This window comes from Camelimonas fluminis, assembly GCF_014656355.1.
Taxonomy (GTDB): Bacteria; Pseudomonadota; Alphaproteobacteria; order Rhizobiales; family Beijerinckiaceae; genus Camelimonas; species Camelimonas fluminis.
Map to the genome: position 1 here is coordinate 1 of NZ_BNCG01000053.1, position 13,468 is coordinate 13,468.

Sequence of the window (13,468 nt, forward strand, 5' to 3'; positions counted from 1 at the left end):
GTGCGTCGCGCAAACCTTTACATATTCAACCGGAGCGGACTTCGTCATCGGAAGATCCGCTGCCTGTGCCCCGGCAACAGCCAGGAAACCGGCTGCGGAACCGAGGAGAAGGCTCTTTGCGAGCTTCATGTTAACCTCCAGATTTGAGACCCCATGGGAAACGAAACGCCAGACCGCCCGACGGACTTGTCCGGCTCCCCCTCATTTCTCCCATCCGCAGGCTTCGCAACGCCAGGAAACCTTGCTGTTACGAAGCGACCGCACGATGGGAACTTCCCACTGGCGGTCACATTATCGTTGCAGACGGTCCGATCAACCAGAACTCCAGCCGAGCCTTCATTCCAGAGGCCTTTTGGGCGCCATTGTGGCGCAAATGACACGAATTTGCCCCCGGATGGCTCCTGTAACCACCTGTTATTCAGCACTCGTTAACGTTCTCCGACCGGTCGGAGGGTGTTATCTCGCAATTCGCCGATGAATCAGCCGATTGATTCAATTTGATCGATTACCGCGACAAAATTTGGCGCTTTACCCGCATTCCTTTGCAGTTTCATGACGCCATGTCGGCGCGTTTCCGCTTTTTTTTTTGCAGCGCCGCCACGACAGAACCAGCGATGTTGCGCGGCGCCACGTTTTTGGGGGATGCGCGTTGCCGACGGCGGGCGGCCAGTCCAGTGGCGCCGCAGGATCTGGAGGCTTTCTCATGCAGGTGTTTTTTCAGGTCACGTCCTGGCAGTTCTGGGCGCTGCTGTCGGCGGTGTTCGCGGCGCTGACCGCCATTCTCGCCAAGGTCGGCGTCAGCGACATCAACGCCGACCTTGCAACATTTATCCGCACCGTCGTGATCCTCGCCGTCGCCGCCATGCTGGTGACGGTGACCGGACAGTGGCGCGCGCCCACAGGAATTCCGCCGAAAACATGGGCGTTCCTTGCGCTTTCCGGCGTGGCGACGGGTCTGTCGTGGCTGTGCTATTTCCGGGCGCTGAAACTGGGGCCCGCCTCGCAGGTGGCGCCGGTCGACAAGCTGAGCGTCGTGCTTACGACGTTGTTCGCCATCAGTTTCCTGGGCGAGCGCATTTCAGCGAAGGCGGCGCTCGGCGTCGTGCTGATCGCCGTTGGCGTGGTGCTCACCACACTGAAATGACGCCAGGTCGCGCAGAACCCGTCATACGCGCAGACCCCGTCATACGCGCGGGCGCCGTCGCCTCCGCCGCCCCAACGCCCGGATCGACATAACGGCTTTCCTGGCGGGAAGCGCCATGCGGCGTCAGGCTCCGCCAGCGTCCCTTCGCCGAAAGACAGGGGGACCCGGCCGGTGGGGCGCAGGATCTGCAACGAGATCCGCGCGCCTCAGGGCAAGCTGGGGCTGAACGCGCGACGCGAAGAAATTGAATCAATGCGCCGCCGCATCCATTTGATATAAATAATTTTTTAGCGCATCACCTCAACGCGCCGCCATATAGGCGGCGCGGAGTTCGTCGCTGGCGGAGATCTGGGCTGCGGGGCCGCTGGCGATCATGCGGCCGTTCTGCAGGACCCACGCCTCACTGGCGATCTCAAGCGCCCGCTCGACCAGTTGCTCAACCAGCAGGATCGTCGTGCCCGCCTGTTGCAGCGCCATGATCGCGGCGAACACCTGGTCGACCAGCAGCGGCGACAGGCCGAGCGACGGTTCGTCCAGCATCAGCAGCACCGGCTCGCGCATCATGGCCTGGCCGATGGCAAGCATCTGCTGCTGGCCGCCGGAGAGCGCGCCAGCCGGCAAGCCGCGCTTTTCCTCCAGAACGGGAAACAGTTCATGGACCCGCGCCAGACGACGGCGATAGTCCGCCGCATCCAGCTTCAGGCCATAGACGCCAAGCTCCAGATTATCGTCGACGCTCTGGGCGCGGAACAGCCGCCGTCCCTCGGCCACATGCAGCAGCCCTGCCCCGACGATCACATGCGGTTTGTCGCGGCTGATCGTGCGGCCGTTGAAAACAATCCGGCCGCGCGAGGGCGTCAGCAGCCCCGAGATAGCGCGCAACAGGGTCGATTTGCCGGCGCCGTTGCGACCAACCAGGGCGGCGATGGAGCCGCGCCGCACCGACAGCGACACCCCCTCCAGCACGCCGACATGGCCATAGCCGACATCGACATTCTCGACTGACAGCAACAGTTCGCCGGTCTGGCCGGGGTTCGAAGCCATGGTCATGGTCATGCTCCTTCCACCGGGGCCGGGCGCGGCCGCGAAACGTCGCCCGTCGCCGCATCATCTGCAGCCTGGCCCGGCGCCTGCTCGTTGAGGGCGCGCTCCCCCATATAGGCGGCCATCACGGTTGCGTCGGCGAACACAGCCTGAGGCGCGCCCGAGGCCAGCACGACGCCGCGATCCAGCACCGTCACATGGCTGGCGATGCTCGCGACCAGGTCGAGATGGTGCTCGACGATGACCACCGTCGCGCCAAGGGCGAGAATGCGCCGGATCAGCTGTTCGAGACGATCCAGCTCGGTCATCGACAGACCCGCCGCCGGCTCGTCGAGCATGATCAGCCTGGCGCCGCCCATCAGGGCGCGGGCGATTTCCACCAGACGCTGATGGCCATGCGGAGTTTCGCTGGCCAGATCGTCCGCCCTGTCGGCGACGCCGACGAAGGCGAGCAGCTCCATTGCCTCCGCCCGCAGTCGCGCGGTCTCGGAGGCAGCGGCTGGCAGTCGCAGCATCGTTCCGGCAAGCGAGGCCCGCTCGCGCCGGTAGGCGCCGAGCAGCACGTTGTCCAGCACCGTCAGCTCGCCCAGCAGGCGCGGCGTCTGGAACGTGCGGCCCAGTCCTTCGCCAGCGATCTGCTGGGGGGAAAGGCCCTTTGTCTCACGCCCGCCCAGCAGCACCTGGCCGGCGTCGCGCCGGTAGTAGGCGCCGACCACGTTGAGCAACGTCGTCTTGCCGGAGCCGTTGGGGCCGACAATGGCCGCGCAGGTTCCAGGCCGCACGGACAGGTCAACGCCGCCAAGGGCGACAACGCCGCCGAAGCTCTTGCGCAGGTCCTTCACCTCCAGCGCAAGACCGCTGATGGCGGGCCGCTCCACGTGGGCGGCTTCGGGCGGAACAGTCTCCGCCGGCTGCGCCGCCGGCTCCGTCTGCTTCGGCCGCAAGCGATCGAACAGGCTGCGCGCGGCGCCAACGAGGCCATGGGGTGCGAACAGCATCAGCGCCAGCAACGCCGCGCCGTAGACCATCATGCGCCAGCTTTCGAGGCCGGTGAGCAGTTCCGGGACAAGGAAGAACACCAGGGCGCCGACCACCGGCCCCCAGCGGGTTCCAAGACCGCCAAGCACCACGGTCAGCAGGAAGAAAATGGAGAATTCGGCGGTGAAATCGTCCGGCGTCACCACTGTCTTCTGCACGGCGAAGAAGGCGCCGGCGACGCCGGCGAAACAGGCGGCGATGACAAAGGCCAGCATCTTCAGCCGCGCCGGCGAGGCCCCCGCGGCCTGGGCGGCGGCGGGCGCGTCGCGCACGGCGACAAAGCCGCGACCGAAGCGCGAGCGGATGAGATTGTTCACCAGCCAGAAACCGATGATGGCGATGACGGCCACAAGCCAGTAGACGCCCGCTGGATCGAGCACATGGCCAAACACGGATGGCGGCTGCACGCCGACGACGCCAGCGAACCCCTTGGTCAGGCCACGCCATTCCACGATCATCTTCTCGAACACCTGGGCGAAAGCCAGGGTGATGAATGCGAAATACCAGGTGGAGAGGCGGAACGACGGCAGCGCCATCAGCACGCCCATCAGCGCCGAGAGCACCACGCCGGCCAGCGCCGCCAGCCAGAACGACCAGCCGTGGTCCACCGTGAGCAGCGCCGTGGCGTAGGCGCCGATGGCGATGAAGGCGCCATGGCCCAGCGACACCTGACCCGCGTAGCCGGCCAGCAGGTTCAGGCCAATGGCGGCGATGACGAAAACGCCGAGCTGGGTGGCGACGAACAGGGCGTAGCCATTGGGATCAAGCGCCAGCGGCAGGGCGAGGACGAGGACGACCAGGGCCGCCTGCGCCAGCAGACCCGGCAGGCTCCGGGATTTTGCAACGGAAGCAGCCATGGTCACACCGTCCTCGCGAAGGGACGGCCGAACAGCCCGTGCGGCCAGATAAGCAGCACGCACAGCACCAGCAGGAACACCACCGCCTCCTGATAGCCCGGCGACAGCAGCGACGCCCCAAGCGCCTCCGTCACGCCAATCAAATAGCCGGCGATCAGCGCGCCGCGATTGTTGCCGATGGAGCCGACGGCGGCGGCGGCGAAGCCTTTCAGCAGCAACGCCGGGCCAAGGCCGGTGGAGGCGTAGAGCACGGGCGCGGCGAGCACGCCGGTCAGGCCGGCGAAAGCGCCGCCGAGAAAGAACGACCAGTGGCTGAGCCGCAGCGGATTGACGCCACGCAACAACGCCGCTTCGCGATCCTCGGCCACGGCCAGGACGGCCTTGCCCTGGCGGGTGCGGTAAACCTGCTCAATGGCCAGCACCAGCACGATGGTCAGCAGCACCAGAAAAATCTGGTAAGCGCTCACCGTCATGCCGGCGAGGCTGAAGGTGTCCGTGGTCAGCGGCGCCGGGGGACGCACCACGATCGGATCCGGCCCCCAGATGCGGTTGACGCCATTGGCGATGATGAGCGAGGCGGCCAGGGTGGTGATGACCCAGCCCGTGCCGTGCTGCGAGCGGGCCAGCACCGGCGCCACCGCCACAACATCGATCAGCAGCGTCAGCAGGCCGACGCCGAGCAGCGTGACGATCAGCGCCGCGTACCATGGCCAGCCGAGCACGGTGGCCAGGCTGGCGAAGACCATGGCGCCCAGCATCACCAGTTCGCCCTGGGCGAAGTTGAAGACGTTGGTCGGCCGGTAGAGGATGTTGAAGCTGACCGCCACCAGCGCATAAAGGCTGCCCGCGACCAGACCTCTGGCGAGGATGTCGATGTCCATGGATCCAGCACCTGTGCGTTGCCGCGGGCCCTGAGCGGGGACGGCCTGGCGCAATGACAGCCTGCCATCGTGACGCCGGGCCCGCGCAAGCGCCCCCTGGAGCTGGCGCCGACCCGTGTGGACCGGAAGCCGCTCCAGTTTTTCCAGTCCTGAGCGCCTTCTGATCGGCCAACGGTTTGGTCTGGCCGGAAAGCGCTCCCGTTGCGGTTGTCGTCCTGTGGGGGAGACGGTGATCAGAGGCCCGGCGCGCGTTCGCGCATGCAGCCCATGGCGCGCTTGTCGACGCCGGAACTGACCGAGGCCAGGGTGATGTCGGCCAGGGCGATGCCGCTGTGATTTTCCGGCGTGAACGACAGCTTGCCGAGCAGGCCCGGATAGTCGCGGGTGCTGTCGAGGGCCCTCCTGATGTCCTCCACCTCGAAGCTTTTCGTCTGCTCGATGACGTGCTTCAGCAGATGGATGAAATCGTAATACGGGCTGGCGGCGATATTGACTTCGTTATTCTTCGCGCCGGGCAACTCCGCGAGCTTTTTCGCGAAGGCCACCTGGCGCTCGCCGGGTTGCTCGGTGGCGTTCCAGGTAAAGGATTTGTAGTAGGTGCCGTAAACGTTCTTCACGGCCTCCGGCGACACCAGTTCGAACAGCGACGGCAGGAACAGGCCGCTGTGGCCGGTGACCGGCGGGAACCAGTTGAGCGATTTCATGGTGTTGAAGATCATCGCCGCATTGGGAATGTTGGCGATCCAGGCGATCACCCCGTCGACGCCGGCTTTCTGCAGGTTTGATACGTATGCGGCGAGATCCGGCGCATTGATCGGATAGACCTGGACAGACGCAGGCTCGACGCCGGCTTTTTTCAGATATTTCACGGTCGAGGCGGTCGCCTGCTCGCCGAAGGCGGTGTTCTCCTGCAGGATGCCGATCTTTTTCAGCCCCTGCTTCTTCAGCATGTAGTCAACGCAGATCTCGGCCTGCTGGTCGGTATTGAACAGCAACTGGTAATGGTAGGGGTAGCGCTTGCCGTCGCCGGCCTCCGCCGCGGCCGCATAGGTCGCCTGGATCATCTTCGCCGCGGTGGTGGCGGCGATGGAGGACAGGGACTGGGACGAACCCGTCGGCCCGACGACAAAGTTGATGCCCGCGCCGCGCAGCTTGCGGACGATGCCCGGCTCTTTTGACGGCAGCGCTTCGTCGTCCTCCTCCACCCGCTCGATCTTGCGGCCGAGGATGCCGCCGGCGGCGTTGATTTCCTCCACCGCCATGACGCCGCCCATGTAGAGCGGGTTGAACGACGTGACCAGCCGCCCGGTGGTCGGCCGCACCCAGCCGATCCGGAACGGCTCGGCAGCGGCCGCGCCGCCGGCCAGTCCCGTCCCAAACGCCGAGGCGGCCGCCGCCAGTCCGGCGAGTTGAAGAAAGCTGCGCCGGTCAATGGACCCGGCGGCGGTGAGGATGGTCCGGTCTGTGCGACTCATTGGCGATCCCTCCGAAGCACGACGACGGGTCCTGCCCGGACAATCGCGCCCTCTGGTTTTTTTCTGGAGACGATACGGCCATGTCGGGCCCTGTGTATTGACCCAACGTCCGCTGCCGTCGTCCTGGCGTTTCCTAGTGCATTCTGAAGATCGGTTGCGTGCTGCGGCGCGTATCCGGCCTTCTGTCGTTTATTGGCGGCATGGTAACACTTGCTAGTCAGCCAGCAAGTGGTAGAAACTGGCGTTCGGGATTTTTTTCAGGAACGGAATTCCATTGCATCGCCCGTCTGTTACAGCCAGATCCACGCGTAGCCGCGCCGAGCGGCGCCAGATTTCTGACCGGCGGATGATTGTCGCCGCCATGGGGCTGATCGCGGAAAAAGGCGTGGCGCGCACCACGCTGGCGGATGTGGGCGTCGCTGCCGGTTACAGTCGCGGCCTGCCGGTTGAACGCTTCGGCAGCAAGCTGGGCCTGCTCAACGCCATGATTGATTCCGCCGACGCATGGTTCGCTGAACAGGCGCCCATGCAGGTGCGGGATCTGCGCGGCCTCGCGGCGGTGCGGGCGCGCATCGCCGCCCACGTCGAGGGCGGCCTGAAAAGCCCGGTCGGCGCCCGGTTCGTGCACTATCTTTATGTGGACGCCGCCTTTGGCGTCACCGAACTGCGCCCGCGCATGCAGGCGCTGATGCGGACCTTTGCCGCTGGCTTCCAGAATCACCTGGAAGAAGCGCGCGACGCCGGCGAAATCGCGCCGGACGCGGACTGTGAAAAGCTGGCGGCGGTGATTGTCGCCATGGTTCGCGGCGTCTTCGTTGAATGGGTGCTGACAGAGGGCGCGACAGATCTGCGCGCGCTTTCTCCGTTGATGCAGGAGATGGCGACGGCGGCGATCGCCCGCGCCGGCGGCGGGAGCGCCCCTTGCAAGGAGGCGCCGCCCCCCTGACGGGCCTCCCTTTTTCCGCCGACCAGAATACTGGCGGCGGCCCAACCGGGCTGGCGCGCGGGCCAATCAGCGCCCCGGCCCACAAAAACATCGTTTGAGGAAACGGACCATGGACATCGCGACCCAGCGGGATTCGGGCAATTGCGTGCTGCGCTATGTGCTCGACCGGCATGCGGACAACCAGCCCGGGCGGACATTCGCCCTGTTCGCTGACGACAGCAGCTGGACGTGGGGCGAAACCCGGCAGATCGTCCGGCGCTTCGCCGCCGGCTTCACGGCGCTGGGCGTCTCCCAGGGCGACCACGTGCTGTCGTGGCTGCCCAACGGTCCGCACGCCATCGCCGTGTGGTTCGCGCTGAACTACCTGGGCGCTGTCTATGTGCCGGTGAACATCAGTTATCGAGGCGGCGTGCTTGCCCATGTCATCGCCAATTCCGGCGCGCGACTGATGGTGGCTGACAGCCAGCTGGCCGGGCGGCTGGCCGATGTCGAACTGGCCGACCTGAAGACGCTGATTACCGTCGGCGACCAGCCGTTGAGCATTCCTGGCCTTGAAATCCTGCCAGAAACGGTCCTCTCCCGCGCCGAAGGCGAGCCCGGCGAGCCGTCGCGGCCAATCATGCCGTGGGACACCCAGTCGATCATCTACACCTCGGGCACCACCGGGCCGTCCAAAGGGGTGCTGTCGTCCTACCGCCACGCCGCCTGCATGTGCGAGGCGTTGGACAACGTCACGGCGAACGATCGCGCCATGGTCAATCTGCCGCTGTTCCACGTGGGCGGCACCAATGCGGTCAACCGCATGCTGCTCAATGGCGGCTCGGTGGCCATTGTCGAGGCCTTCGACACCCGCACCTTCTGGGACACGATCCGCCGCACCGGCTGCACCACCATGACGCTGCTGGGCGCCATGGTGCCGTTCCTGTTGAAAGAGCCGCCCTCCCCGCGCGACCGCGACCACACCTTGCGCCAGGCGGTGATGGTGCCGCTGAGCGAGGACGCGCCGGAATTTACCCGCCGCTTCGGCGTCGACATCTACACCGTGTTCAACATGACCGAGATCTCCTGCCCCATCGTCTCGGAGGCCAACCCGACCGTCGCCAAAACCTGCGGCCGCGTGCGCGAGGGCTTCCACGCCCGCATCGTCGACGACAATGACGTGGAGGTCGCTGTCGGCGAGGTCGGCGAACTGCTGGTGCGCTCCGATATCCCCTGGGCGCTCAACCACGGCTACAACCGCAACCCCGAAGCAACGGCGAAGGCGTGGCGCAACGGCTGGTTCCACACAGGCGACGCCTTCCGTCGCGACGTCGATGGCAACTTCTTCTTCGTCGACCGCAAGAAGGACGCCCTGCGCCGGCGCGGCGAGAACATCTCGTCCTTCGAGGTCGAGTCGGAACTGCTGGCCCATCCGCAGATTCGCGAGGCGGCGGTCATCGGCGTGCCGTCGGAATTCGGCGAGGACGAGGTGATGGCGATCATCGCCCCGGTGGAGGGGGCGCAGATCGACATGGAGGAGCTGACCGCGTTCCTGACCCGGCGGCTGCCGCATTTCATGACGCCGCGCTACATCCGCCAGATGCCCGAACTGCCGCGCACCCCGACGCAGAAGGTGGAGAAGTACATCCTGCGCGAACAGGGGCTGACCGCCGACGCCTGGGACCGGGAAGCCGCCGGCATCCGCCTGAAACGCGAGAAACTGGGCAGCGCCAAACTCAATATCGCCTGAACCACGCCAGTCCGGGCGAGCCGGGCTTCTGGCCCATCCCCGGCATGTCATGCGCGAAGCAGGGCTGCTTCGCCCGAAACCTCATGGCCGCGCCGCGATCCGGCCGCCATATCCGACGGAGCAACAGTGTGCGTCAGGATCTCGAAAACCTTGTCTCCATGCAGGCTGGACGTCTCGACGGCGCCCGTCCCGCCGCTGTCGCCAGACAACGCAAACGCGGCAAATGGACGGTGCGCGAGGCCCTCGCCGCCCTGGCCGACGCGGACAGCTTCACCGAATATGGCGGCCTCGTCCGGCCGGCGATCGACGGCATGGAGGGCGCCGCCGACGGCCTGGTGATGGGCGCGGCCCGGGTCGGCGGACGCGCCGTCGATTTCGTCGGCTATGATTTCACGGTCTATGGCGGGGCGCAGAGCGCCCTCAACCACACCAAGATCACCCGCATGTTCGAGCATGCGGAAAAGCGCCGGCTGCCGGTGATCTGCTGGCTGGACGGCGGCGGCGCCCGGCCGCACGACATGCATGTGGTCGCACGGCCCTCGACGCCCACCTTCGTGGTCTTCGCCCGCCTGTCCGGACTGGTCCCGACCATCGGCATCGTGCCAGGGCGCGCCTTCGCCGGCCACGCCAACCTCGCCGGCATGTGCGACCTGCTGGTGGCGACGCGCGATTCCGCCATGGGCCTCGCCGGGCCACCGCTGGTGGAGGCGGCGCTGGGCAAGCGCTTCACGCCAGAGGAAATTGGCCCGGCCGACGCGCACTGGGCCTCCGGCGTCATCGACGTGCTGGTGGACAACGAAGAAGAGGCGATCGCCGTCGCCAAAAAATATCTGGCCTATTTCGATCCGCCGGGATCGCCCTCGGCCGCGCCGGGCAAGGCGCGCGATCAGGCCCCGCTGCGCGACATCGTGCCGGAGAACCCGCGCCGCGCCTACAATGTGCGCAAGGTCATCGAGACCCTGGCCGACGAAGGCAGCGTGCTGGAAATCAAGGCCGGCTACGGCAAGGCGGCGGTCACTTCATTCATTCGCCTGAACGGTCGCCCGGTCGGCGTCATCGCCAACCAGCCGATGTTCCTGGCCGGAGCCATGGATACGCCCGCCTGCCTGAAGATGGCGCGGTTCGTGCAGATCTGCGACGCCTTCGACATTCCGCTGCTGGTGCTGTGCGACACCCCCGGCCTGATGGTGGGGCCGGAGGTCGAGCGCACCGGGCTGATGCGCCACAGCGCCCGCGTGCTGACCGCGCTGGCCAACGCCACCATTCCGGTGATGACCGTGGTGCTGCGCAAGGCCTATGGCCTTGGTTACTACATCATGGGGTCGCGGCCGCTCGATCCGGAGATCCTGCTGGCCTGGCCCACCGCCGAATATGGCGGCATGGGGCTGGAAGGCGCCGTCACCATCATCCACGGCAAGGAGCTGGAGGCCATCGCCGACCCTGCCGAACGGGCGGCGCGCCACGCCGCGCTCACAGCGGAGATGAAGGAAGCCAACACCGCCATCGAATGCGCGGCGCGCTTCATCTATGACGATGTGATCGATCCCGCCGAAACCCGCGCCATTCTGCTGCGCACGCTAGATAAGCTGCCGCCCCCGCCGCCACGGACCAGCCGCAAGCGGATCATCGAGCCGTTCTGAGGAACCCGGCCCGCCACGCCGCATGAACATGTTCAGCGCGCCAGGAGCGCGCTGACATGACTGCGCCCGCCCTGTCGCACATATTTTCTGCACGCGCGCCCGTTGCCATGCGCGCTGCATTTTTATCTTACATATAATCTTTCTGTACTTGGGAAATCCTGACCACCCCGCCTTCCACCTGGCAGAAGCACTTGCCGCCGGATCGGGAAGGCGGCGCGTCCGCATCCTGCAACGCCATCGCCGGACGGACCTGCCCAACCTGCATTGCGCCAGGCTCACCACGTTTCGCCGTCAACCATGCGACCCGCCAGCTATGGGCGCGTTCCCCAACCGGGCGCGCCCAGGCTCCGGCGCAGGCCCCACCGCGCCAATAGCCTGAATATCAAGAACAATCCCGATGAAATGGCGCAGAAAACGCCAGACATATGGGCAACAATCATCAGCGCTTATGTATATTTACCACGGTAATACATTAATTACTGAGCATATTTAAAAATATAATTTTACGAATACAATGATGCCGAAAGATAACGCGAGTCATTTTGGGATGATCGATGCGCATACACAGCACCGCCGTCAACACGCACAAAGTCTCTGACCGGGCGTCGCGCCAATGGTCGTATGGCGCCTCTCGGATCGCGCTCATGGCGATGGCCGGCATGCTGGCCTTTGCGCCCCTGCCCGCGGTCGCTATCGTGCTGAACGATGTGGCGGCGGCCAACCTGCCAGGCGCGGGCGCGCCCACCGAAAAAGTTCACGAATGGTATGACGCGGGGAACGCCTATCCGAATGTCGTTGCAGTCTTCGACAAGACCAACGGAACCTTATGTACGGGAACGCTTCTCAATCACCGGACCGTACTTTCCGCCGCCCACTGCTTCTATAACAAAACGACGCAGGCTCTTTATCTTGCGTTGGATCGCGAGATCAAATTTGCGCCCGATGCGGTGAACGCCTCGACCAGCGACCGGGCAGTCGCCGGGTTTGCGGTCAATCCGCTTTTTGGTCACGCGCTCTTTGCCGCAGATCCAAACGACGTTGCGCTGGTGGCCATGAAGACCCCGGTCACCAATGTTGCGCCTGTCAGGCTGCTGCAACCGGGCGAGGCGCTCCCCGCTCCGGGAACGCTGGTCCGCATCGCCGGATATGGCCGATATGGCGTGGCTTCGGGAGTTCCGCAAACTGACCTGCGTCGCCGGGTTGGCGACACAACGGTGGGAACCACGGGTCCCAACATTCTGGGGGATGTTCTTGTCCAGGTCGAGTTTCGTGACCCCGCCAATCCCGCGGCTCACAACCTGTACAACCAGACTGCGCCGGTGCCGGAATGGCAGTCTGCGCCTGAGTCCGGCGATAGCGGCGGCCCCATGTTCATGGTGATGCCGGATGGTTCACTGGCGCAAATCGGCGTAATGAGCGCGGGTGGCGCAGGCTACGGATCGAGCGCCAGGTACCCGGAGATTCCGTTCAACCGAGGCTGGATCGACGCCAGCAATCCGCTCCGCTACATCACGGCGAACCCGGGAACCTGGGCATGGAGCGACCCCGCCGCCTGGACGGATGGGGGCAATCCTGCAGGCACAGCGCCCTACAACCGTGACGGAGCCCCATATAGCCAGTCCCACGGAGATGCCGGCCGCTACTACGAAGTTTTCCTCTCCAACGCTTCGCACGTTTTCGTTGATAACGCGCCCGTCATCGACCGGCTGGTCATCGCCAACGCCGACGCGAAGCTGGAGATTCAGACTGGCCAGCAGCTCAGCGTCGAGTTGCAAAGCTTGCTGCAGAACGGCCACGTCCGTGTCGACGGCGTGCTGGAAACCGGCCGTTTCATCGACCCTGATCCCAACAACAAATACGCTGGTTTCACCCAGTACAATGGCCGGGTGTCGGGCACGGGCGTGATTATCGCCCATGGCGGCTTCGTCCAGAAGGGCGGCGTCCTCTCCCCCGGATACTCCGGCGCACTCGGCCAGTTGACCATCCAGGGCGATTACTTCCAGGAGGCCGCGGGAACGCTCGCCGTGCGCGTCGATGAACACGCTGGATCGGACAGGCTGGTGGTGACCGGGCAGGCGAACCTCGCCGGCAATCTGTCCGTCGCCGTGCTGACGCATGCTCCGGCAAGAACCCAGCAGTTCACTGTGCTGCAAGCCGGGAGCCTGTCTGGCGGCTTCTCCGCCATTGACGTCAACCTGCCTGCCTTCGCCTGGACAACGCATGTCGTCGGCAACAGCATTGTCGTCGTCGCCGACCACGTTGACTACACAGATGATGTGGAGCCGACCAATCCCGTCCACCCTGGGGAACCGGGAAAACCGGGAGAGCCAGGGAACCCGGCAGAGCCCGGACAGCCGGAGTGGCTCCCCATCGCGCCGCGCTATGAGGTGTTGAACGCCCACGGATCGGCGCGCGCGCTGACAATTATCGCCAACCGGATTCCCCTGGACGAGGCTTATGCCGCCGCTGAGGCGGTGCGGATTGGCGACGTCCCCTTCCCGTCGACGCCGGCGCTGGCCGTCGCCAGCCTCAACACCATGGACGCCGAAACCCTGAGCCGCGCCCTGCTCGCCCTGCCGCCATCCGGCTTCCATACCCAGACCGGATTCGGCATCGTCACCTCGCGCCTCACCTCAGCCGCCATCTTCGAGCGGCTCGGCAGCCTCGGCGGCAGCGTCGCCCCCGGCTTCTCAAACCTCAACGCCCTCAATGGC

9 protein-coding genes and 1 pseudogene are annotated in these 13,468 nt (G+C 65.5%); 5 read left to right on the forward strand and 5 right to left on the reverse strand.

The genetic code is table 11. From position 1 onward, the window contains the following. Window positions 1-129 (reverse strand): annotated as a pseudogene (locus tag IE243_RS23625) (porin); the annotation flags it as partial. Between the two features lie 574 nt (window positions 130-703). Here IE243_RS23625 and IE243_RS20780 point away from each other — a divergent pair. Beyond that, window positions 704-1,144, forward strand: coding sequence for an EamA family transporter (locus IE243_RS20780; protein ID WP_191321228.1), 441 nt, complete (start codon window positions 704-706; stop codon window positions 1,142-1,144). A gap of 300 nt (window positions 1,145-1,444) precedes the next feature. On the opposite strand, the gene IE243_RS20785 is transcribed toward IE243_RS20780, so the two are convergent. From IE243_RS20785 to IE243_RS20800, 4 genes are all read right to left on the reverse strand, one after another. Continuing rightward, complete coding sequence (locus IE243_RS20785) at window positions 1,445-2,194, reverse strand: ABC transporter ATP-binding protein (RefSeq protein WP_308432091.1); 750 nt, start codon at window positions 2,192-2,194, stop codon at window positions 1,445-1,447. A 2-nt stretch (window positions 2,195-2,196) separates the two neighbouring features. Further along, on the reverse strand, window positions 2,197-4,083 hold the full coding sequence (locus IE243_RS20790; RefSeq protein ID WP_191321229.1) for a branched-chain amino acid ABC transporter ATP-binding protein/permease: 1,887 nt from the start codon (window positions 4,081-4,083) through the stop codon (window positions 2,197-2,199). A gap of 2 nt (window positions 4,084-4,085) precedes the next feature. Next, window positions 4,086-4,964: a branched-chain amino acid ABC transporter permease gene (locus IE243_RS20795; RefSeq protein WP_191321230.1), complete on the reverse strand. Its 879-nt coding sequence runs from the start codon at window positions 4,962-4,964 to the stop codon at window positions 4,086-4,088. 233 nt (window positions 4,965-5,197) lie between these two features. After that, entirely contained in the window at window positions 5,198-6,439 is a 1,242-nt protein-coding gene (locus tag IE243_RS20800) for an ABC transporter substrate-binding protein (RefSeq protein WP_191321231.1), read from the reverse strand. 346 nt (window positions 6,440-6,785) lie between these two features. Here IE243_RS20800 and IE243_RS20805 point away from each other — a divergent pair, with 346 nt between their 5' ends. The 4 genes from IE243_RS20805 to IE243_RS20820 all read left to right on the forward strand — a co-directional run. Then, window positions 6,786-7,385: a TetR/AcrR family transcriptional regulator gene (locus IE243_RS20805; protein WP_191321232.1), complete on the forward strand. Its 600-nt coding sequence runs from the start codon at window positions 6,786-6,788 to the stop codon at window positions 7,383-7,385. Window positions 7,386-7,494: 109 nt separating this feature from the next. Continuing rightward, a complete protein-coding gene (locus IE243_RS20810) occupies window positions 7,495-9,114 on the forward strand; it encodes an AMP-binding protein (RefSeq protein WP_191321233.1) in 1,620 nt (539 codons plus the stop codon). A gap of 128 nt (window positions 9,115-9,242) precedes the next feature. Continuing rightward, window positions 9,243-10,754 (forward strand): acyl-CoA carboxylase subunit beta, encoded by a 1,512-nt coding sequence (locus IE243_RS20815; protein ID WP_191321234.1) that lies wholly within the window; start codon window positions 9,243-9,245, stop codon window positions 10,752-10,754. A gap of 554 nt (window positions 10,755-11,308) precedes the next feature. Continuing rightward, window positions 11,309-13,468, forward strand: a 2,160-nt coding sequence (locus tag IE243_RS20820) for a trypsin-like serine protease (protein WP_210319931.1), incomplete at its 3' end; no start/stop codon positions are given.

What these genes read in the sequence shown, in the direction of transcription:
- IE243_RS20780 (WP_191321228.1), top strand. Translation starts at nt 704, where the DNA reads ATGCAGGTGTTTTTTCAGGTCACGTCCTGGCAGTTCTGGGCGCTGCTG.
- IE243_RS20785 (WP_308432091.1), bottom strand. Translation starts at nt 2,194, where the DNA reads ATGACCATGGCTTCGAACCCCGGCCAGACCGGCGAACTGTTGCTGTCA.
- IE243_RS20790 (WP_191321229.1), bottom strand. Translation starts at nt 4,083, where the DNA reads ATGGCTGCTTCCGTTGCAAAATCCCGGAGCCTGCCGGGTCTGCTGGCG.
- IE243_RS20795 (WP_191321230.1), bottom strand. Translation starts at nt 4,964, where the DNA reads ATGGACATCGACATCCTCGCCAGAGGTCTGGTCGCGGGCAGCCTTTAT.
- IE243_RS20800 (WP_191321231.1), bottom strand. Translation starts at nt 6,439, where the DNA reads ATGAGTCGCACAGACCGGACCATCCTCACCGCCGCCGGGTCCATTGAC.
- IE243_RS20805 (WP_191321232.1), top strand. Translation starts at nt 6,786, where the DNA reads ATGATTGTCGCCGCCATGGGGCTGATCGCGGAAAAAGGCGTGGCGCGC.
- IE243_RS20810 (WP_191321233.1), top strand. Translation starts at nt 7,495, where the DNA reads ATGGACATCGCGACCCAGCGGGATTCGGGCAATTGCGTGCTGCGCTAT.